The following is a 22,374-nucleotide window of genomic DNA, read 5'->3' on the forward strand; positions in this document are numbered from 1 at the left end:
ATCCTGCCTTCTAGTCCAGCTGAGAATGAATCTAATAAGACGCATTTACAGTGATAACAGCTATTCCTGTAAAGTCCATCGTAATTGGTGCCATTGTAGGAAGGAATATTTTGTAAACTGATAGGTAACCCGAGCAGTGTGAAGTTAACACTCACAAGTCCACCTGCTTCAGGTACTGCTACCGTGGCAGATTCGCTGCCTGAAAGGGTAGTTAAGGTGACAGACAGTAACTAAAACCGGCGCAGACGTTGTTACTCCCATATTCATTTCATCTCCTGTAGGCCAGGATGTTGGAAAAGGATTAGGTACCTAGCAAGAGATATTTTAATGCTTACAATATCTATTTGGGGGTACATTAAAATATTTTGGACGTGCGCAGTAGTCCAATAGCGGAATTATTGGGGAGATTGCTTTCTTACCCAGCCATTCCACTTTTTTACTACATTTTTATACACACTTTTGTCCTCTAATCTTAAAAATAGTGAAATATCGGGAACGAGGTTCGTTTCGAAAATCCAAAAATTACCTCTGTTATCGATACCAATATCTATGCCGATATCCGTAACATTCAGGTAATGTTTTCCCAATACGTCTGAACAAATCGTACAAACCTTATCCATTGTTAACAGTGAACTTTCCTTAATACTTTTAATTGTAGAAGATTCTAAGGCTTCTTCCAGAGACATAATGGTTTTGGCTGCATTGGTGACCACATAGTCTTTGAAAGCCACTTTCACTGCCTTTGCAGTGATTTCCCATTCATTGCCACTATGATTCCGCTGGACCATAACACGTACGTCAATGACAGAATCATCGATCTTTGCCAAATCTATTCTTTCCTGGACGATATATCTTTGTTTTGACAAAAAATTGGCCTCCAGGTAATTAATCATTTCTTGGACGCCTTTAAACCTGAGTTTTCCTCTTTCGTGATGTAACTCGAAACTATCCGCTTTTTGCCAGGATATTTTTACAATGCCAATCCCCCATTGACCCAAACAAGGCTTTAGCATGATTTCTTGATATTTCATTAAAAAATGAAAGATGGTATCCGGGGTGGCAAGTTCGGTATGGGGGAGAAAAGGAGGCAATTCGTTAACAGATGATAAGATTTGATGCTGGCTCCACTTGCTCTTGGGGGTGTGCAGTTCGATGTCTTTGATCCATAGGTGTTGGTCTAATAATCCTAATTCAACTAAAACGGTGAAACATGCGGGGTCATCACCTGCAATACTTATTGCCGTTTCAATAGCGATTTCAGCTATTTTTTTTCGGGAAAACCCGGTAATTCTATTTTTTAAATTTCCCTGCTCCTCAAGAATGTCTGTAACCTGCCATACTGAATTTAAATCTCTTTGTACTGTGGCCAGCAGTTCAACCATTTCACCTTCCCTTTTGTATAGGAACTCTGTATCCTGCAGCAGATAATATTGCCCTTCTTTGCAAACTCCAGTTAAGTAATCAAGGACGTCTGCTTTTCCGCTTACGGTGGTTGTAACACTATTATCAACTATATTATATTTCTCATCGTAGTAATCCAATTTAGATATAATGATTTCCCTTTGGCCATAGCAAGGCTTAAAGGTTAGGTGAGAGGGCAGGTTACGATAAAAGGTTTTTTCATCAAACAATTCCGTTTTTAATAAAAAGGGTCTTATGGCCTCAATAGAATAGAGTTTTTGATACTGACGCCATCTTCCTCTTATTTGTTTACTCATTTAAAAACCCCCTTTCCATATTCACATTAAAGTTATCAACATGAGGATTACAATTTGGGCAGCCAGTAAAACATTCCTCAGCTGAAGTTTATTGTATCTGTGAATCGAGTTTCCACTCCACCAGAGTTAACTACTACCGCCGTTGCTGTGGCTTTATTCCCTTGAATATCTAAACGAAACTTACAAGGGCATGGATTTAAACCCATTTATTTTTCACCTCCTTCTACATCTTTTTGACTGTGATATGAAATTAGAAGAACCGATATCTATTAAACAGGTATGGGTTCTTCTTTATCGTGATTAACTTAGACACCTTTACTTGCTTCTGCCTCAATTTCACCTAATGCAGAAACGATAAACTCAACGGTTTCAAACATATTGGTTTTGCTTGCACCTTTTACCAGAACGGCATCGTTTTCTTGAATGAGTTCTAATAAATAACGATGCATCAAATCTTTATCCGCAAAATGTCTGACATTTTCAGACGGCATCCCGGCATTAATCGCTCCCAGCCCAATTGTATCCGCTCTGTACCCGTAAGTGATTAAATGATCAATACCTTGTTCAACAAGATATTTACCAACTTTTTGGTATTGTTCCAGCAATAAATTGCCCAGTTCCCGCATTTGTCCAAGGATGGCGACTTTCCTTGCAGGTCCAATATTTCTTAGAACATCAATCGCAGCAAATACTGCTTGCGGCTGGGAATGAACGGTATCATCGATCACAGTTACAGATTGATTTAAATGGTAGACTGTCATTCGGCGGGGGGGTTTTTTAAATAGGAGGCCTGATTTTATCTCAAGTGGTGTCATTCCTAAATAATCCGCAACTGCAATGGCATTTATGGCATTGTAAACATGGTGCTCGCCAAAAATCGGAATAAAAAATGAATGTTCTTCACCGCTAAGCTGCATTTTAAAGTTCATGCCATTCTCGCCATACGACACATCGTAGGCCCGATAGTCAGATGGAGTTCTTATGCCTGTAGTGAGTATTTTGCCTTTAAATCGATCGGTTTCAAGATATCTGGAGTTTTCATCATCACTATTAATAAATAAGACTCCATTTTGTTTCATGCCATGAATTAACTCCGATTTAGCATGAGCTATACCTCTAATATCACCGTTAAAATTGCCGATATGTGCTAATCCGATATTAGTGACAATACTAATGTTTGGTTGGATAATACTGCAATGCTCCGTAATGACCCCTGGATAGGCCATACCATACTCGAGGACAATTGCTTCATGCGATGAGTCGATTTCCTTTGCATGCATTTTTGTATGGTCAGTCGTGTTCCAATAATCCCTGGATTCATATATATTCATTCTTGTATTTAGAACAGAGGCAATAAAGGATTTGGTGGTTGTTTTTCCTGAACTCCCCGTAACCGCAATAATCGGGATATTCCGCTTAGTCAGATCTTTTTTCCTTACCTCTTGGATTTCGTGTTTAATTTTGTCCTGATTATGCGCTAAATAGATGGCATACTGAATGGTATTTTGTACTACATCCATTTCTAAATAAAAGGCGGGCGGACAGCCGGGGCGCCAATTTACTTCGTAAATCCATATTTTTTGATTTTGGTCTAAACCAATATCAATGCCAATTTCATCAATGACTTCTTCATATTCTAGCATTTGAAGTTCATCAAGGTGACGGGCGAGTGAAAGGGTAAAATATTCGAGTGTCTGCTTCATATTAAACGCAGACTCCGCACCAAACTCCTGATTTAGAAAAGGCTCTAAATAATTGGTGTAACCGCCATTATTTATATTCGTAATGATCGTTCCGGGTGGAGCGATTCTCGGGTAGATTGTTGTGATAACCCATCTGCCCTGCCCGTTTTTCTGTACATGGAGGCGAAGGTCAAACGCCTGGCCAAATTTAGTTTTACTGCAAATATATGGCTGAGCAATATAGATATTTTCTTCGAGTAACTGATTTAAAAACGGGTGTAATTCCTCCTGGGAGTAGAAAACATCCTTCGAATCTTTATTTACAATAAAACCATTTTCTGTTCTTTTGATAAAATAAATCCCTTGACCTTTTCTTCCATCCAAAGGTTTTACCACAACATCGTGATAGGCAAGTAGAAATTCGTAAAGATCTTTCCATTCCTTTAGTATTTTCGAAGGTATAAGATATTTAACGAATTCCTTTCCTTTTTTTAGCCGCTCATTTACACTCCATTTGTTTCCGATTGAGACTGTCGTAAATGGAATTGTATCTTGCAGTGTTAGGATAATATCTCTGGCCTTTTCCAACTTCTCAGGACTCCCTGTATTGTAAATAACATCAGGAAAGGGTGTAATTCGTTCTATCCATGCTCCCTTTTCATATACATATCCTTTTATGGTTTTCTCTGCGAAATTTACTCCTTTAGGTGAAAAATAAACAAAATCCGCCCCTTCTGCCATTGCCACAACCGCGTAAGCATAGGATTTTAATACTGTTTTAGGATCTTTTCGATGGTGAAGCATGCCTATTAAAGTCATAAATAGTCCCCCTCTTGCAATTCAACTATAGAATATGCTTTTTGCGACCCTCGGGGTATGGATAAATGTGGAGTTTTTCGGAGAGGAATGAACTTAAAAATTAGGCGCTGATCAAAATTTTCTAATAACAATTCCGTCCCTATACCATTAAAACTCCGCACATGTATGTGGCGTATTATTAAATATCTCATACTATATAAATGATTCAGGGGTGCGTAATAAACGGAGGGGAAATTTGTGAAAACAATCATCTTTATCGGAATAAATAAATCTGGCTCCAGTAGAGACGCCGTAAAAGCAGCAGTCGATTTAGGCTATTATACCGTTGTTTTTACAAATCAAAAGAAGCAATTAGAACAACGAAAGGAATACCCGGATGTACATCAACTAATACTGGTAGATTCGATTAACAGAGAAGAAATCAGTAATCACATTAACGTGCTAAAGTATCAAGGACACGATATTGTTGTCATCACAAGTTTTATTGATCAGCATGTTCACATAGCTTCTGCTTTGTCCGATGAATTTTGCCATAATTATTTGTCCACTGAAGCTATTTTCGTCATGGAGAATAAGGAGGAGACCAGGAAATTTTTTAAAAGTGAACAGTTTACTCCGGCTTTCTTAATCATTGAAAAAAACACAAATCTGCCGATAGAGCACCTCCAGGAAACGTTAACATATCCAGTTATGGTTAAGGTTCCAACTTCAACCGGTTCCAAGGATGTGTTATTTGCTGAAAATAGGACGGAATTGGAGAAAAACCTATCGAGGATTAAAGAAAAGTATCCATATGAAACGATTATTATCGAGGAGTATGTTGAGGGAGACCAATATTTAGTGGAGGTCCTTGTTTTTAATGAAGAAGTACTGACAGCTGCTATAGTTAAACAAGAAATTACCAGAAGAAAGCGGTTCATTGTAACAGGGTACGGAGTGTTGGCAGAAGTAGACGCTGACCTGGAAGACGGCATTGGGGAAATCATACGATCGATTGTCTCCTCCTTGAAGATAAAATTTGGGGCATTCCACTTGGAGTTAAGGCTGACTCAAAAGGGATGGAAACTAATCGAGATTAATCCAAGAATATCCGGCGGTGCCATGAACAGAATGATTCAGGCTGCCTTTGGTTATAGTTTAGTACGTGAAACGATTCAAATGCTGGCTGGTGAAACTCCTAATCTCAAAAAACAAACCAATAACTTTGTGTTTACGCAACATGTGACTGTTGACCAAAAGGGTGTGTTAGAGAAAATAACTGGAAAACAAAAGGCACGAAAAGTACCCGGTGTGGTTGAAGTTTATGTTAAACCTAGAAAGGGAGCGCAATTGACTCCTCCATTATCGATGGGGCACAGATATGCATATGTGATTGCCAAAGGGGACACACTCGTCAAAGCAAGCGATGCTGCAAAGGAGGCAGCCGGGATGATCAAGTTTCATATAAGAAGTAATGATGAAACGTAGAGATATCCTCTAAAACTCCACTATTCTCGGTGAAGATAACTCAGCGTTTGAAGAAGAGTAAATGCTGCCTATATTAAGACAGCAAGGTATAAATAATCATTTTTTTAAAATAACGTGCACCTTACCAGAGTGCTATTAATCAGATATATGATCCAGCGAGGTGAAGCGAATGAGTAAAATTGGGATGTTATATCCGAAAGGGAGACTTCTAAAAAATCAGCTGTATCCACTGTATGCCAATGAAGCAAGTGCCCTGGGTATAGAACTGATTTTCTTTTCAATGGAAGCAGTGAATTGGAGCACGAAGACAATAGAGGGTTATATCTTCGAGGGAGGAAGGTGGCATAAGGCACATTCAGCTCTCCCTAACTTGTTGATGGAATTGGAAGAAAAATTTATAAAAGAAGGAGACCCGCGATGGGCGGATTCAGTGGTATTTCCCCCGATTCAGGGGCATCTTGGAAAGGATAGATGGGACATTTTTGAGATGCTTCAAAACGGCGAGTTCCGTCAGGAGCTGATTCCTTCAGAAAAAATAAAATCATCCGGACATTTTTTCCGGATTTTGAAAGAGTATCGAAAAGTTTTGATAAAGTCTGCTGCAAATTCTATACATTATGCCGTCGAACAGAAAGGAAATCGTTTTTTTGTAACAGGAGATGGGAATACGTTCGAGAAAAGCAAGGAAGAATTAAGCAGGTTCATTATTAACTTGCAAAAGCAGGAACCACATATCATTCAGCCGCATCTGTTATATCGATCCGTTGATGGAGAGGTATTTGACTTCAAAGTAAGCCTTAAGAAAAACAAGCAGAGCCAATGGGAAATTTGGACGATTGTTCCAAGATTTTATTTAAGGAATCAACAGTATTTAGACGAACACGATAACTCTGTTTTTTTAGGGCATCCTTTCTACAATTTTTCCAATTTAGCACAAAGAAATTTTCAAACCTTCTGTTTTCGATTCCTCCGCAGCCTGGAAGAGACATACAGGGAACTTGGAGAGATTTCTTTATATGTAAAATTTGACGATTTAAAGCAAATCTGGGTGGATGAAATTCAATGGAAAACTGAGGTAGTTGAACTCGTAAGAAAGCACTTCAAAGATGTTCTACTTTTATTTGAAAAGAATGGGGATGCTTAAATGACCATCGATTTTACAAAAATAAAACCAACTATCGGTGTCACAGGCAGTGCCGGTAAAACGACTGTAAAGGCCATGATCAGTTCCATATTAAGAGAAAAGTGGATTGTTTTTGAATCACCCGATTATCATAATACGACTGAAAATACGCCGAAGCACAAAGAAAAGATTGGACCCATCCACCGGGCTGCAATTTTAGAATATGGCATGGGCTTTCCGGGCCAAATTGCTGAACATTGTTCCATTATCCAGCCTAATATCTCAGTTATAACAAATATTGGAATGGCGCATATTGGGAATTTTAATGGTGAATTGGGAAAGCTGGCAGCAGAAAAATCTGAGATAATCAAAGGCATGGACCAGGATGGGGTTCTGTTTATCAATCAGGATGATAAAAACTCTGAATTGCTGCATACATCTTCATTTAAAGGCAAAATCGTGACTGTCGGTATTGAGAAGCCAGGAAATTTTCATGCAGAAAGCGTTCGTTTTGATGAAGAAGGAATGGGGTTTACTGTACGTTTGCATGGGAAAGAATACCCCTTTATAATTCCTGTTTACGGTCACCATAATGTTTATAATGCATTATTTGCTATTGCAGTGGCAGATCTTTTGGGATTTTCACCACAAGAGATGCAAAATGGCCTTAGCTCCATCATCGGGCCAGAGCACCGATTGCATTTTTACCATTTAAAAGATGATATTACCGTGATTGATGATACCGTTCACGCTCATCCAACTGCTGTGAAGGCTGCCGTTGAAGTTCTTGTGCAGGTAGGAAGAAATAAAAAAATAGCGGTATTGGGGAGTATGAGTGAACAAGGTGTACTGATGGAGGAGGCCCATTTGGACGTTGGCAAATTCGTGGCAACTAAAGGGGTTAGTCAATTATTTACCTATGGAAACTTTTCAAAATATATTACAGAAGGCGCTTTATCGGCAGGCATGGGAGAAGATAAAGCAAAGCACTATACCGGATTAAACCGAAAAAAACTTCATAAGGCAATTATAGAGGCAGTAGAACCGGGAACAATCATTCTTGTAAAAGGATCAAGCAAGCAAAATCTATTTGAGACAGTGGAATTTTTACTTAACTATTACTCAGACGAAACTGAAGTATTCAATGAATTTTAAATGTGAATAAAGGAATCCTGGTTCTTAATTGGTTTGATTGAACCAGATTTTTCTTTTAGTAGGATTTAGAGCTTGCGCACACTTTAGTTAACTATAATAAATACCTAGAATCATAGATTCACCAAGATATGAAACATAGTATAGTTTATAAAAGCTTTGGAAGAATCGAGTGAATGGGGTCAATGACTTTGGATAAGATCCAAAAAAGGGTTAATTAGCAATTCGGAAATGCGAAAGAGGGTTGATTAATGATTTCTTATTCAGTAAAGGATATCTGTGAAATACTTGATGGCGAAGTGGTTCAAGGTTCGAGGGATTTTATAATTAAGGATGCTGTTTTATTTACAGTAAAGATGGGGCCTGACAAACTCCTTTTTTTAAGACAGAGGTGGAAAATCGATTGGACAAGGATCCAAAAGTCCACACCATGTGTCATTGTAACGGATACAATCTATAATCAATTTTCAAAAATGAAAAATTGCACAGTTATTAAGGTTAAAGATGTCGAGAAGGCTTTTTGGAGATTCACCAGCTTTTATAGAAGCCAATTTAATATTCCTGTTGTAGCGGTAACCGGAACAAGTGGGAAAACAACCACAAAAGAAATGATTAAGCATATTTTAAGTTTTGACCATAAGGTTGCTGCGACAATATCAACGGCAAATTCAAGGACCCACCATTTTACTTACTTGCTTTCGATTGACAAATCAACAGACGCTGCAGTTTTCGAAACAGCGGTAGGAAAACCGGGGGATGTATTACTTGCGTCAAGATACTTTAAGCCGACAATTGGAATTATTACCAACATCGGTATTACCCATCTTGATGGCTGTAAAACACCGGAAGCCTATTTTCAAGCAAAAGCAGAAATGGTTGAGGCTGTTGGGCAGACTGGCACACTTATTCTAAACATGGATGATGAAAACATTAAAAAAATCCAATTAGCTGGCTTTCATGGCCGAGTTATAACCGTTGGAATTGATTCACCAGCTGATTATATGGCAAACAGCATTGAATATTCCCATCAAGGAATGAAGTTTATGCTTAATTTCCAGGGAATGGAGTATCCCTTTTTTGTTCCCGGCTATGGACGACACCAGGTTCTTAACCTTTTGGCCGCCATTGCTGCGGTCCACCAAATGGGAGTAGACCTTAAAACAGCAGCCCAAAGGATGCTTACCTTTAAAAATCTCCCTTCTCATCTGGAATATAGCAAGGGTATGGGTGGAGCCATTATTCTGGACGATACATGGAATTCAAACCCGACTTCTTTAAAGACTGCATTCGAAACATTAACCGGAGTATCCAAAGGAAAGAAAAGAATAGCCCTAATTGGAGATATTAAGGCTTTGGGGAACCTAAGTTTGGAACTTCATCATCAAACAGGTGAAATGATCGCAAACACCGGGGTAGACATACTGATTACAGTGGGTCCTATGGCAGCAGAGTTAGGTAAACAAGCTGAAGCAAGCGGGATGCGCGGTAACGTTTACTCCTTTCCAAACATCAAAGGTGTACTTCCGTTGCTTAAGCAGCACTTAGATTCGGACAGTATTTTACTCATTAAATGTTCGGGAACCGATAAACCAATAATTCAATTGAAAAAACTAATAATAAAGCAGACCTAGCCCAAATAGCAGTTCTATATTCCTAGTTCAACACTGATATGGGGTTGGACATGGTATCTACTAATGTCTATTATAAACAGCAGGGTCAAGCTCTGTTGGAGACAGTTGAACATCAGATTTAGAGTATAAAGTAATATTTAATTTAGTTAAAAGACTGCTTCTTCGGAAGTGGTCTTTTTTATTAAATACATACTTTATTTATATTTGTTCTAATCTTTAAAATACTATTTTATTTCATTAGGGGAAAACAATTGGTAATAGTTATATGATTTACATGAAAGAGCAGAAAGTGTTAGAGCAGAGGGAATGTTTCAAATAATTAGTATAACCAGTTATGGATATTTCCGACAGAATGAACGTGGCTGTAACAAATATTTATAAAACAAAGTGGGCAAAATTTCCCTTAAAGAAAATTCCTGCCCTCACCATTTTTTTATGGAGTCTTACATTCATTTGTTATATTTGTATATTTAATTAAACAGATGTATAAATAACCAAATTTTATAAAACCTAAAAAACTGCTGTTAAAACTGGATTTTTCATGGTTTTCTCTTGTATCTTTTTAAAAAATCTTGTAAGGTATTAATTATCAGAAAATAATAAAAATTGAAGGTGGGAATAAAAGAATCAAGTTCTTATAAACCGCAGAGTTTTTTAAGCGCTTACATGATTCGCAGTTTACTCTAAAGGGGGATACATATGGGAGAAAACACATTAAAGAGGGAACTTACCAACAGGCATGTATTGATGATTGCACTGGGTGGTGTCATTGGGACAGGGTTATTCATGAGTTCAGGTTTTACCATTCATGAAGCAGGCCCTGGAGGTGCATTGGCTGCCTATATTTGGGGTGGTTTTGTCATGTATCTCACTATGCTTTGCCTGGGTGAATTAGCGGTAAGAATGCCTGATGCAGGCTCTTACCAGAGTTATGCCGCTAAGTACATTTCTCCTTCTGCAGGATATGTGGTCGGGTGGATGTCCTGGTTAAACTGGGCTGTTACAATCGGGCTTGAGCTTATAACCGTCAGCCTGCTGATGGAAAGATGGTTTCCCCATGTTCAAACTTGGATTTGGTGCATCATTTTTGCAGTGCTTTTATTTGCAATCAATGCCCTGTCTACCCGGAGTTTTGCAGAAGTTGAATTTTGGTTTGCGGGCATTAAGGTCATTACCATTATTGCCTTTATTTTAGTAGGAGGAGCAGTCATGTTTGGCCTTCTCCACTTACATGGAAAACCGGCTCCCATGTTTACGAACTTTACAGAGCATGGAGGGCTTTTTCCGAAAGGTCTGGGAGCCATTGTAGTCACCATGATCGCCGTTAATTTTTCATTTCAGGGCACTGAGCTTGTAGGTATAACTGCCGGGGAAAGCAAGGAACCGGAAATAACCATTCCTAAAGCAATCAAAAACACGGTATGGCGAATTCTTATCTTTTTTATACTTTCAATATTCATTCTTTCTGCTTTATTCCCGTGGAAAAAGGCTGGTTTGGTAGAGAGTCCCTTTGTAGAAGTGTTTGATGGGATTGGGATTCCTTATGCAGCCGATATTATGAACTTTGTAATCATAACCGCTGTTTTGTCTGTGGCAAACTCCGGCCTCTATGCTACTTCACGTATGCTCTGGTCCATGTCAAGGAAGGGAATGATCAGCCCGGCTTTCGGAAAACTGAATAAGCGGGGAGTGCCTATGCTTGCACTGACTGTAAGTATGGCTGTCGGCTGTCTGTCCTTATTATCAGGCGTTTATGCAAAAGATACTGTCTATTTATGGCTCTTGTCTATCGCTGGATTTGGCGCAGTATTTATCTGGCTTTCTATTTCAGTTTCCAATCTTCTTGGCAGAAAACAGTTCCTCAGAGAAGGGGGAAAAGTGGAAGAGCTGAAATATAAAACACCTCTATATCCGATCGTGCCTATTCTTGCAATAATTCTTAATAGTGCAGTGATTGTAAGCCTGGCATTTATTCCAGAGCAGAGAATTTCTTTATATTGCGGTATTCCTTTTATGATTGCCTGCTTTCTGTATTATAAGTTTGCTGGTGAAAAGAGAATGCATGGTATCCAACAGCAAGCAGGAACGGAGATTAATCCGAGTTATAAGAGCCTATAAAACCTTTATGGCTATTTAAAGTAACGCCGGGCCTAACGGTAAGCCCGGCGTTTTTATTATTATCATGGGGTTTTATAGAAAAAAAGAGGATTTTGTCTGTTTAACCGCCCGCAAAAAGTACAGTTAGTTATGACTAACATTTCTGTCTTAATGGCCAGGCAGTCCCTAATAAAATAGAATGTGCAATAAATTATAATTGCGGGCGGTGGAAATATGCAGTATGTACAGAAAGAGGTGGAGCGGATCATTGCGATCCTTAAAAGGGATCAAAAAGAGGATGGTTCTTGGGCTTATCCATTTGAAACTGGATTTATTACAGATGCTTATATGATTATCTTGTTTAGGCTTTTAGAATGGAAAGAGGAGGAACTTATTGCAAAGCTTGTGGCCCGAATAGAAAGCAGACAGGAAGATAACGGGGCATGGAAGCTGTTTTACGATGAAAAGGAAGGGAATCTCTCTTTGACCATTGACTGCTATTATGCTCTTTTATTTTCCGGGATCAGGCAGAAAACGGATCCGCATATGCTGGCGGCTAAACAGTTTATCCTTGATAATGGCGGGCCTAGGAAGGCGGCGATGTTCACGAAAATTCTGCTGGCGGTGACCGGGCAGTATAAATGGCCGGCAGTTTTTCCGATTCCGATCGAGGTCGTGCTCCTCCCTTCCTCGTTTCTGATAAGTATCTATGATATTTCAGTGTTTGGCAGATCGAATATCATCCCGCTGCTGCTGCTTGGGAATAAAAAGTTTCAATTGATGACAGCCGCTTCTCCTTCCCTTGAGGAGTTATCCCAGGGGAGGGAGGAGGAGGACTGGGAAGAATTTGAAAGGGGCGGGCTGGGGAATTTCTTTAATACGGTAAAACATGGAGTCAAGGCCTTGATTGGGCTTCCTCATCATTTGCATTCATTAGCAATAGAAGGGATCAAGCGTTATATGCTTGGGCACATGGAATCGGATGGAACGCTCTATAGCTATTTCAGCTCAACCTTTTATATGATCATGGCTTTGCTTGCGCTGGGCTATCCGAAGGAGGACAGAGTCATCCTGCGTGCGGTTAACGGCCTGAAAGCCATGGCTTGCCGCATTGACGGCCAGGTACATATGCAATATACAACAGCAAATGTATGGAATACATCCTTGATAAGCTATACCCTGCAGGAGGCAGGGCTGCCAGCTGCGGATGAGTCGGTCAGGAGGGCAAACGCCTATCTGCTTTCGCGCCAGCAGAATAAATATGGAGACTGGATTCTACACAATCCCCATGCATTCCCTGGCGGATGGGGTTTTTCGGACTCCAATACAATCAACCCGGATGTCGATGATACCACTGCCTCATTAAGGGCGCTGTTTAGCAGCTATGAAGCGGGAAATGTAAAGGAATCCTTCAGAAGCGGCTTCAGCTTTACGCTGTCCATGCAGAATGACGATGGCGGCTGGCCGGCGTTTGAACGAAATGTGGATAAAAAGCTCCTGCATCTTCTTCCGATCCAGGGAGCAGAGTATATTCTTACAGATCCTTCAACACCTGATTTAACCGGCAGGACGCTGGAGTTTCTTGGCAGGTATGAGCGGCTCAAGACAGGGGAAAGGAAATTGAAGAAAGGAATCAAATGGCTTTATAAGCATCAGAGGAAGGACGGCTCCTGGTACGGAAGATGGGGAATCTGCTATATTTATGGAACCTGGGCTGCATTGACCGGATTAATGGCTGCTGGAGAATCACCTTTGCATCCCCAAATCAAAAAAGCAGCTAACTGGCTCCTGCAAATTCAAAATCCTGATGGCGGCTGGGGAGAGTCCTGCTATAGTGATATAAACAGAAGATATGAGCCTCTTGGCTGCAGTACGGCAGTTCACACAGCCTGGGCCGCAGACGCGCTGATTGCGCTGTATGGACGCAGGCTGCCGCAAGTTGAAAAGGCAATCGCCTGGCTTGTCAATGAGGGTGGAAAAGAGGATTGGACCATTGCCTATCCTGCTGGTCAGGGAATGGCTAATTTTTTCTACATTCACTACCATAGCTACCGATATATCTTTCCCTTGTTGTGCCTTAGTCATTATTTGCAGAAGGAGAAATCATAAATAAGCGCGGCAGAGAAGGTCATTTACTTCCATGCCGCGCATTTCCATGCTGTTCTTTATTACGGGTTTCTGTAGTTATATCCATTTCTCTTTCCTCTTTTCGCTTGAAGGCAAGGTCAGCTGTATATTTGTCTTTAATCCTATTTCTCCATAAGAGCCAGACGGCACGGCCATCACTGGGTATTCCATCCTGGAAATGCATGGGAAACAGGGAAAAGAACATGGTGATGAATGAAAAGTATTGAAATTGGTAGGTGTAACCGCTGGCTTCCAGATAGCCAAGTCTTATAATTACATTGGAAATAAGGATGCTCGCCAAATTAAAAAGCGCACCACCAAGAAATATGAGTGTATTCGAGACTCGGTTATTGTATTTCAGGGAGGTGAATTCACAGCCGCCATTCCAGAAATAAAACAGCCGTATTTCTATTTTCCAAAACGAAAACAGTTTTTTACCGCATCCGATGATGATTCTTTTCTCACTTCCTCCAAACAAGCCTGCAAAAAAAATATGTCCTGCCAGATGGATAAAAGTCACGAGCGGAACCACAATGAAAAATGCAGCAAAGAATGTGCCTAGATCACTGATGCCAAACATAAAATACCCCCTCTGGAACATTCGGGCCAGACCTGTGTTAAATACCCGGTGAAACCCTTGGGATAACTATCAAAATTTGCTAACGAAATAAGGGCAAGAATAAAGCCGCTGAAATCAGGGTAAATGAACCAATGCAGGGGAAATAATAGGAAGACTTTAGGACTTACTTGGGAGAGCCGATTAGATGGGAGTTATCCTGCCCTGTGCTATAATAAATCCATATTAGCCGGCTAAAAAAGCTTAGTCTTATGTGGTTATTTATACAGACTGACTTGTTTACGGCAGCACATTAAATGTTCATATTTAGCAGGGAATATAAAAAATCTGGAGAGGTAACTGTATGATTTTTATCGGTGTTACAGGATGGGGAGACCATGACTCGTTATACCCGGATAAACTAGCACCAAGGGATAAGCTGAAGGAATACAGCTCGCATTTTCCCGCTGTCGAGGTAGACGCAGCGTTTTATGCGATTCAGCCAAAACGGAATGTCGAAAAATGGATAGGCGAAACTCCTGCCTCATTCCAATTCATTGTCAAGGCGTATCAGGGGATGACTGGACATCAGCGGGGAAAGATTCCTTTTTCCAGCAGGGAGGAAATGTTTGCAGCGTTCCGGGCTTCCGTTGAACCCTATATGGAGGCTGGGAAGCTTGCAATGGTTCTGTTTCAATTCCCGCCATGGTTTGATTGCACAAAGGAAAATGTAGAGTATTTACGATATTGCAAAAATCAGCTGAAAGGGATACCTGCAGCGCTTGAGTTCAGGAACCAGAGCTGGTACAGAGACGAATATAAAGAAAAAACCCTGGACTTCATGAAACAGGAAGGCTGGATTCACAGTGTCTGTGATGAGCCGCAGTCTGGAGAGGGATCGGTCCCTTTGGAAGTTACTGCTACCTGCAGTGATAAAACCCTGCTCCGGCTGCATGGGAGAAATGTGCATGGCTGGACGCGTCAGGCTTCCGGGGAGGAATGGCGTGAGGTAAGATACTTATACCGTTATAACCGTGAAGAGCTGGAAGAGTTAAAGGGCCATATCCTGGATCTGTACAGGCAGAGCAAGGATGTATATGTATTATTTAATAACAATTCCGGCGGAGATGCTGCGCCGAATGCTAAAGAAATGATTGAACTGTTAGGGCTGGAATATAAAGGCCTGACTTCCAGGCAGCTGGGGCTGTTTTAAGTCATAAGGCCATTCCTTAGAATCCTGGCAGAGTAGAAGGAGAACAGGCTGTGGAAAAAGATATTCACATTTACCATACAAACGACCTGCACAGCCACTTTGATTATTGGCCGAGAATTAGAGAGTTTCTCAAGCAGCGAAAAAGGATGCATCAAGAAGCAGGGGAGGAAATGATCGTCATTGACGTAGGGGATCATATTGACCGCTTCCATCCATATACTGAGGGAACGTATGGAGAGGGAAACATAGCGATCCTGAATGACGCAGGCTATGATTATGGGGTCATTGGCAATAATGAAGGAATTACGATGCCTCATGATAAACTGGACTCTTTATATTCAAAAGCAGAGTTTAAGGTCCTTACTGCCAATTTGTTTCAGCTGGATGGAAACCGCCCATCATGGGCCCTGCCATCGCTTATCCATTCATGTCAAAATGGACTGAAAATAGGCTTCATCGGGGTAACAGCAAGTTATCCAAATTACTACAAAGTGCTGGATTGGGAGATTACAGACCCTTTTGAAGCAGTCCGTGCAGAAATGGCCAGGCTCCAGGGGCAGGCTGACTCCTTGGTTCTCCTTTCTCATCTGGGGATATTTGATGATGAAAAAATGGCTTCCAGATTTCCCAGACTTGACGTAATATTAGGTGCCCATACCCATCATGTGCTCCCGGAAGGAAAACAGATGGATCATACCCTGATTTGTGCCGCAGGAAAGTATGGATATTACATAGGACATGTCGTTTTAAGCGCTGCTGGAAGCAGGGCATTTGTCTATGAGACTCCCTCGCTTCCTCCGGCAGAGGGCGAAAAGGAATTTTCAGAACACCTATACTCATTGGGAAAAAGGGAATTAAGCATTCCATCGGCAGAACTCCCTTTTGAACTTAAGACCGACTTGTATGAGCCTTCCCAGCTTCCGCAGATGCTTTGTGAGGGGCTGAGGGAATGGTGCGGAGCAGACTGTGCCTTTTTGAATGCGGGTCTTATCCTGGATTCTCTGCCGAAAGGAACCGTTACAAAATTCGATATACACCGTATATGTCCGCATCCGATTAATCCTTGTATTGCGGACATAAAAGGGAGTGAATTGAAGGAGATCCTTGAGATATCCAGGGATGAATCCTGGCCGGGCATGCAGATTAAAGGGCTTGGCTTCAGAGGTACGATTATGGGAAGGATGCTGTACGATTCCATCGAATTTAAAAATGAGAAGATTTTGATTCAGGGGGCTCTCCTGAATCCGGAGAAAATGTACAAACTGGCTATTCCAGATATGTTTACGTTTGGCCGGTATTTTCCGTCATTAAAGCATCTCTCATCAAAGAGATATCTGATGCCCGAGTTTTTACGGGATGTACTGGAAAGCAAGCTGAAAAAAATATCACTATAACCCTTCACCACTGCCTGCTCTTTTTCATATGGATAAGAAAAAAGGCTTGGTGGGTAGAAATGGTTACCATGAAGGCAATTGTGATTGGAGGGCAAACGTTCATCGGAACGGCTGTTGAGCTTCCGAAAACCTCTCTTCTGGCTATTTCGGGCCAAAATGGATATGTAATGTGCGGTGCCCTGGACATTGGGTTATTAAACGAAAAGCTGAGGGAGAGAGGCATTATAGCAGGCAGAGCTGTAGGGGTGAAGACGCTCGACGAACTGCTTGAGGGCACGATTGAGTCTGCCACCTATGAAGCTGAAAAAAGAGGAGTAGTCCCAGGGATGTCTGTGAGAGATGCCCTTTTACTCATTGGCTGAAAAAACTATATAAAGGGTTCCGTTCTAGCAGTCCCAGTTAATAAGGGTTGTCCTTAAGTGAGGTAACCAAAAAGTATTTTTGTGTTTTTCCAGTCGATAGAGGGAATTTTCACCTCTATTTATGCTCATTTTACTCATCATTACGAAAGGGGAATTTCCCTCCCTCTATGTATCAGCCGGGCTCGGGTATATAAGCTGATCCTGGTCTAACCAAACAAAAGCAGGTGCAGAAACGTTTTCGTTGTTCTGCACCTGCGTTATTTTTAGGGACGTAATCGAATTCCGCTTAAGGCCAATCCTTTTCAGCTTTTTTCTCATCCGGCTCTACATAAGGATCTAATTCATATGGATGAAGGTCTCCGAAAGTAGTCATAATGCCCTCTTCATCCAGTGCGGCTTCATATTCCTCGTGTCTCTCATTTGGGTAAACGGTAATATTCTGACCATACATATCATTTCCGATAAAATTTTCATAAGACTCTACATACCCGATCTGTTCCTCGGCCTCAATATACATATCTCCATACAAATTTTTTGGATTGGCAAAATCTGATGGTGAATTCGAAGTGCCGTGCTCAGCGGCATCCTGCCAGGAATCCTCCGCATCATAGGCGGTGTCTTCATCCATTTCATCCATATCAAATTTTCCAAAGGGAGGCATTAAAACTCCTTCTTCTACCGGCCGGTCATGAGAGACCGCCTGCGGGGCATGCTTTATGCAAAATGTAGTGCTTGGGACCGCTTCGAGCCTCTCATTGGGGATGTCATCCCCGCAAACCTCACAGCTGCCGTACGTACCGTTCTGTATGGCCTCCAAGGCACGATTGATCTGCGAATATTCCAGCTTTTCACGCTCATTTAAGGCAAGGTCCTTTTCTCTTTCATACAGCTCGGTCCCAAGATCAGCGGGATGGTTATCGTATGCGGATAGCTCGCTTGTACTTTCCTGTGGGAATCTCCATTCCATTCCGAATGAATTGTTTATTTGAAATCGATCCTCGATGCTTTTTTTCTGCTCGGTTAATATGGACTTCAACTGTTCTGTCTGTGCAGGCGAAACCATGATTGAACTCCTTCCTTTGCCGCTGCATTGATCAAAAATGACAGTCCGGCGGTCATTAATATCTATAATGGATAAGACGTCTAGTAATTGTATTTATAATTTATTTTCAGTTAAACATCCTGTTATTATGTAAGCAATAACATTTTCCAACCTGCGAAACAGCAGTGTGAAGGGCATGATCAGGGTGAGCAGGAGTCATACTATATGAGCGGAACCATTTTGCATTTTAGGAGGGGTTGTATGGTTAACCAGGATTTTTCGAAATTCCATAAGCTTCAGGAGAAGCATAAATCGGTGTATCTCGAAGGAAAAGATGAACATGCTCCAGCGAACAAGTCTCATTCTAATAACAAAAAGACGGATTATGCGCCGGGTGTTACGGGCAGGAGTTAACAATAAATTAAGGGCTCCTAATAAGGAGCCCTATAAGCGTTAAAAAATCTGCGTATTAAATTTTATAGCCCGAATAGTTCTGCGCGGGAGCAGCGGGACAGGTGAGACCCCGCAGGCGATGCCGAGGAGGCTCACCGCCCGCCCCGCGGAAAGTGAAGTGCCTGGAACGGAAATCAACCGTTCCAGCCTGAGACGGACAACTAATACTTCTTGAAACTAAAGGGCTCCTCTAAAAGGAGCCCTTCTCAATAGGTCATTAGCAGTTCGTATACTTCATTCAGCTGTTTGGAACGTTCGTAATCTTTTTCCTGATCGGAATAATCGATGGCTTCTTTAAGGATATTGTTTAAATAGTCGTTTTCTTCAGCAGTTAATTCATCGACAAATGCTGTTTCGTCTGGATAATTTTTTTTGGATAGACGGGCATATAATCTTTTCCCGACCGCATCCTGTCCTGTATGGCCGGACAGGATTTCTCTCAGATATCCCAGTGATTGATCCACTGTTATCACTCCCCGCACTAATATGGAGTTATTTTGTGTGAAAAGGAGTGTTTCCATACCGGGAGAATCAAAAAGGATTATTTATCATTCTGCAGTGCATCGCAGCCTTCTTCTCCTGTACGGATCTTAATGGCGTTTGCCAGCTCATAGACGAAGATCTTCCCATCGCCTGGTTTTCCGGTATAGCAGATTTTCCGGGCGGTATCTACTACCGATTGAACTGGAACCTTGCAGACCACGATTTCTACTTTGATCCGCTCAATCATATTGATTTCTCTTGTTACTCCCCGATAATGCTCAACGAACCCTTTTTGAATTCCGCAGCCGAGAGCGTCGGTGACGGTAATGCCGCTGACGCCGATTTTGGCAAGTTCCAGCTTGAGCTGGTCAAATTTAGACGGACGGGTAATGATTTCTATCTTCGTTAATGTTTCGCTCATTATTTTACCAGCTCCTATATGTTTGATTCATGGTAGGCTTTTTCTCCATGGAGGGAAAGATCTAGCCCGAGGTATTCTTCTTCTTCATTCACCCTGATTGGCATAAAGGTGTGGATCACCTTAATGATGATAAAGGTAACAATGGAAATGAAGACATACGTGGCACCGATCCCTGCAAGCTGCTTAAGCAGAAGTGTGAAATTTCCATAAAATACTCCGTCTGCCCCCCCTGAATTTACAGAGGTGGTGGCGAATAATCCTGTTGCAATTCCTCCCCAGGTTCCGCCGATTCCATGAAGCCCAAATGCATCCAGAGCATCGTCATATCCAAGTTTTTTCTTCAGAGAGAAAACTCCCCAGAAGCAGACCGCTCCTCCTACAAACCCAATTATGATGGAAGAGGCTGGTGTGACAAATCCGCAGGCTGGTGTGATCGCTACAAGGCCCGCCACGGCACCTGAAATGGAGCCAAGCATAGTAGGCTTCTTATTGATTTTCCATTCTATGAGGATCCAGCCGAGGATGCCGGCTGCTGCTGCAACTGCGGTATTAATAAATACAGTCATAGCTAATTCATTTAAGGTCAGTGTGCTTCCTACATTGAATCCGTACCATCCAAACCAGATTAAGGAGCCGCCGAGCAGAGTAAGCGGAAGATTGTGCGGCGTACTTGTATTTGATTCCTTGCGCTTGCCTAAATAGATGGCAAGAATCAGACCCGTCACTCCTGAAGAGATGTGTACAACATTACCGCCGGCAAAATCGAGTGCACCCAGCTCTCTAAGCCAGCCGCCGACTCCCCATACCCAGTGGGCGACCGGAGCATAGGCCAATAAAGACCACAGGATAGTAAAGATGGTGAATGCGGAGAATTTCATTCTTTCGGCCACGGCTCCTGCAATCAGTGCAGAGGTCAAAACCGCAAAGGTCATCTGGAACATCATGAACAAATTGTGAGGGATGGTTTCACTATAATCAGGATTTGCTTTAAAGGTGACATCTTTTAAACCCGCCCAGTCGAAACTTCCGATTAGCGGGGAACCAGGAGAAAAGGAAAGGGAGTAGCCAATCAAAACCCATAGAATAGAGACAATGGCCATAGGAATATAGCTGTGCATCGCAGTGCTCAGGACATTCTTGCTCCTGACCATTCCCCCGTAAAACAAGGCGATCCCTGGTGTCATGATCCAGACTAAAAGAGTACAAAAAAACATAAATACACTGTCATTCATCTTCATTACCCCTTTTGTGTTATGTTATATTTTATTACATGGATTTGTTATAAAATATATCTTATAAGTAAAATAAGATTTTTACAAGAGATTTTTATGTAAAATATTCTGAAAATTATTTTTATGTCATGAAACCTAACATTAGTTTTTGTCCAGATCATTAATTGAACGGTTAAAGTTTTTGTAAAAATGTCGATATAATCTAGGGGAATAAACAGGACTAAAGACCTGAAGGAGTCCGATAAAGGGCCAGCCTCAAGGGCAATATGAAGTTTGAAGAGGACAGGGGAAAATTATGAGATTGATGTCCACTGAATTATTGAAGCCAGGAATTGTCCTGGGGAGAAGTATATATAATGAAAGAGGGAAAGCTTTGCTTAATGAAGGGGTAACCCTGACAGACAGGCATATCATCCGTCTGAAGGAGCTTAATATACCCTTTGTACATATTTTTGATCCGCTTACTTCCCACATTAAGGTTGTAGAAACTGTATCTGCAGAATTAAGGCGGAAGGCTGTAAGCAGCATTTATTCTGCTTTTCGAGAGCTTCAGGAGGAGCCGCAGATGAGTACGACAGTGGTACTCGAAAAAACGACAAGACATTTCAAGGGCCTTGTCTCAGAGCTTGTTCAAGAATTACATAAACATCAAGATCTTGTGCAATTACTGACAGATGTATATACGTATGACAGTTATATTTTTACACATTCGCTCAATGTGACTCTTTACACCATTGCAGTAGGGATTAAATTAAAGCTCACCAGGTGCAAGCTGGAGACGCTTGCTTTAGGGGCCTTGCTCCATGATGTTGGGAAGCTTGCTGTTCCCTTGGATATTCTTTTAAAGCCTGGCCGGCTTACAGAGGAAGAATTCAGCGAGATAAAAAATCATGCTGAGAATGGCTTCAAGATGTTAAAAGATATCTCTTCTATTCCAATTATTGCAGCGCATTGCGCCTATCAGCATCATGAACGGCTGGACGGTTCCGGTTATCCAAGGGGACTTAAAGGGGAGGATATCCATCACTTTGGGAAAATCATTGCGGTAGCAGATGTGTTTGATGCCGTAACCTCCAATAGGAGCTACAGGAGTGCCATGCTTCCGCATGAAGGCTTGGAGATCCTATATGCAGGTGCAGGAACACAATTTGATAGAGATATCGTAAAAGCTTTCAGGAAATCAGTGGCCATCTATCCGAACAGCCTTGTGGTCAGATTAAATGACGGCAGGAAGGCTGTGGTAAGCAGACAGAATCACGATGTCAGCGACAGACCGGTGGTCGAGATCTTTGAGGAAGAAGGAAAACTTCTGGAATCAACTTATGAAGTAGACCTTGAAGCCCAATTAGATGTCATCATTACTGGCTGCGATACCGGCTCGTTCGTGCTTCAAGCATAAATA

General features: G+C 41.5%; 18 protein-coding genes. 11 read left to right on the plus strand and 7 right to left on the minus strand.

Features of this window, described 5'->3' with window-relative positions; translation table 11 throughout:
• Positions 1-395: 395 nt before the first annotated feature.
• The gene (locus tag H539_RS0117545; protein ID WP_026694591.1) at positions 396-1,718 is read right to left on the minus strand and encodes a YheC/YheD family protein; all 1,323 of its coding nucleotides are present in this window, start codon (positions 1,716-1,718) and stop codon (positions 396-398) included.
• A 305-nt stretch (positions 1,719-2,023) separates the two neighbouring features.
• Entirely contained in the window at positions 2,024-4,219 is a 2,196-nt protein-coding gene (locus H539_RS30955) for a YheC/YheD family protein (protein ID WP_081415934.1), read from the minus strand.
• Between the two features lie 237 nt (positions 4,220-4,456).
• Here H539_RS30955 and H539_RS0117565 point away from each other — a divergent pair, with 237 nt between their 5' ends.
• The 6 genes from H539_RS0117565 to H539_RS0117590 all read left to right on the plus strand — a co-directional run bounded on the left by H539_RS0117565 (position 4,457) and on the right by H539_RS0117590 (position 13,798).
• Positions 4,457-5,686 carry an ATP-grasp domain-containing protein gene (locus tag H539_RS0117565; RefSeq protein ID WP_026694592.1) on the plus strand — a complete coding sequence of 410 codons (1,230 nt, stop codon included), beginning with the start codon at positions 4,457-4,459 and terminating at the stop codon, positions 5,684-5,686.
• A 169-nt stretch (positions 5,687-5,855) separates the two neighbouring features.
• Entirely contained in the window at positions 5,856-6,830 is a 975-nt protein-coding gene (locus H539_RS0117570) for a YheC/YheD family protein (protein ID WP_026694593.1), read from the plus strand.
• On the plus strand, positions 6,831-7,964 hold the full coding sequence (locus H539_RS28985) for a UDP-N-acetylmuramoyl-tripeptide--D-alanyl-D-alanine ligase (protein WP_051348659.1): 1,134 nt from the start codon (positions 6,831-6,833) through the stop codon (positions 7,962-7,964).
• Positions 7,965-8,212: 248 nt separating this feature from the next.
• Positions 8,213-9,592 (plus strand): Mur ligase family protein, encoded by a 1,380-nt coding sequence (locus H539_RS0117580; protein WP_026694594.1) that lies wholly within the window; start codon positions 8,213-8,215, stop codon positions 9,590-9,592.
• Between the two features lie 699 nt (positions 9,593-10,291).
• Positions 10,292-11,710 (plus strand): amino acid permease, encoded by a 1,419-nt coding sequence (locus H539_RS0117585; RefSeq protein ID WP_026694595.1) that lies wholly within the window; start codon positions 10,292-10,294, stop codon positions 11,708-11,710.
• A 213-nt stretch (positions 11,711-11,923) separates the two neighbouring features.
• A complete protein-coding gene (locus tag H539_RS0117590) occupies positions 11,924-13,798 on the plus strand; it encodes a terpene cyclase/mutase family protein (RefSeq protein WP_026694596.1) in 1,875 nt (624 codons plus the stop codon).
• A 19-nt stretch (positions 13,799-13,817) separates the two neighbouring features.
• On the opposite strand, the gene H539_RS28990 is transcribed toward H539_RS0117590, so the two are convergent.
• Positions 13,818-14,396: a hypothetical protein gene (locus H539_RS28990; protein WP_180321061.1), complete on the minus strand. Its 579-nt coding sequence runs from the start codon at positions 14,394-14,396 to the stop codon at positions 13,818-13,820.
• 340 nt (positions 14,397-14,736) lie between these two features.
• On the opposite strand from H539_RS28990, the gene H539_RS0117600 reads away from it, so the two are divergent.
• Genes H539_RS0117600 through H539_RS0117610 form a run of 3 tightly spaced genes read left to right on the plus strand, consistent with a single transcriptional unit; the run spans position 14,737 to position 17,341 of the window.
• Positions 14,737-15,585 (plus strand): DUF72 domain-containing protein, encoded by an 849-nt coding sequence (locus H539_RS0117600; RefSeq protein WP_026694597.1) that lies wholly within the window; start codon positions 14,737-14,739, stop codon positions 15,583-15,585.
• A gap of 50 nt (positions 15,586-15,635) precedes the next feature.
• Positions 15,636-16,979 carry a bifunctional metallophosphatase/5'-nucleotidase gene (locus H539_RS0117605; protein WP_026694598.1) on the plus strand — a complete coding sequence of 448 codons (1,344 nt, stop codon included), beginning with the start codon at positions 15,636-15,638 and terminating at the stop codon, positions 16,977-16,979.
• A gap of 59 nt (positions 16,980-17,038) precedes the next feature.
• Positions 17,039-17,341, plus strand: coding sequence for a YunC family protein (locus H539_RS0117610; protein WP_026694599.1), 303 nt, complete (start codon positions 17,039-17,041; stop codon positions 17,339-17,341).
• Positions 17,342-17,627: 286 nt separating this feature from the next.
• On the opposite strand, the gene H539_RS0117615 is transcribed toward H539_RS0117610, so the two are convergent.
• On the minus strand, positions 17,628-18,404 hold the full coding sequence (locus H539_RS0117615; RefSeq protein ID WP_026694600.1) for a TraR/DksA C4-type zinc finger protein: 777 nt from the start codon (positions 18,402-18,404) through the stop codon (positions 17,628-17,630).
• A 240-nt stretch (positions 18,405-18,644) separates the two neighbouring features.
• Between H539_RS0117615 and H539_RS31665 the strand changes: the two genes are divergently transcribed.
• Positions 18,645-18,797, plus strand: a complete 153-nt coding sequence (locus tag H539_RS31665) for a hypothetical protein (protein ID WP_155890122.1) — start codon at positions 18,645-18,647, stop codon at positions 18,795-18,797.
• Positions 18,798-19,042: 245 nt separating this feature from the next.
• On the opposite strand, the gene H539_RS0117625 is transcribed toward H539_RS31665, so the two are convergent.
• The 3 genes from H539_RS0117625 to H539_RS0117635 all read right to left on the minus strand — a co-directional run bounded on the left by H539_RS0117625 (position 19,043) and on the right by H539_RS0117635 (position 20,978).
• A complete protein-coding gene (locus tag H539_RS0117625; RefSeq protein WP_026694601.1) occupies positions 19,043-19,300 on the minus strand; it encodes a sigma-G-dependent sporulation-specific acid-soluble spore protein CsgA in 258 nt (85 codons plus the stop codon).
• Between the two features lie 77 nt (positions 19,301-19,377).
• Positions 19,378-19,740: a P-II family nitrogen regulator gene (locus H539_RS0117630; RefSeq protein ID WP_026694602.1), complete on the minus strand. Its 363-nt coding sequence runs from the start codon at positions 19,738-19,740 to the stop codon at positions 19,378-19,380.
• Between the two features lie 14 nt (positions 19,741-19,754).
• On the minus strand, positions 19,755-20,978 hold the full coding sequence (locus H539_RS0117635; protein ID WP_026694603.1) for an ammonium transporter: 1,224 nt from the start codon (positions 20,976-20,978) through the stop codon (positions 19,755-19,757).
• 289 nt (positions 20,979-21,267) lie between these two features.
• Here H539_RS0117635 and H539_RS0117640 point away from each other — a divergent pair, with 289 nt between their 5' ends.
• Positions 21,268-22,371: an HD-GYP domain-containing protein gene (locus H539_RS0117640; protein ID WP_026694604.1), complete on the plus strand. Its 1,104-nt coding sequence runs from the start codon at positions 21,268-21,270 to the stop codon at positions 22,369-22,371.
• Positions 22,372-22,374: the final 3 nt, after the last annotated feature.

The organism is Peribacillus kribbensis DSM 17871, assembly GCF_000430765.1.
GTDB classification, from domain to species: Bacteria; Bacillota; Bacilli; order Bacillales; family DSM-1321; genus Paraperibacillus; species Paraperibacillus kribbensis.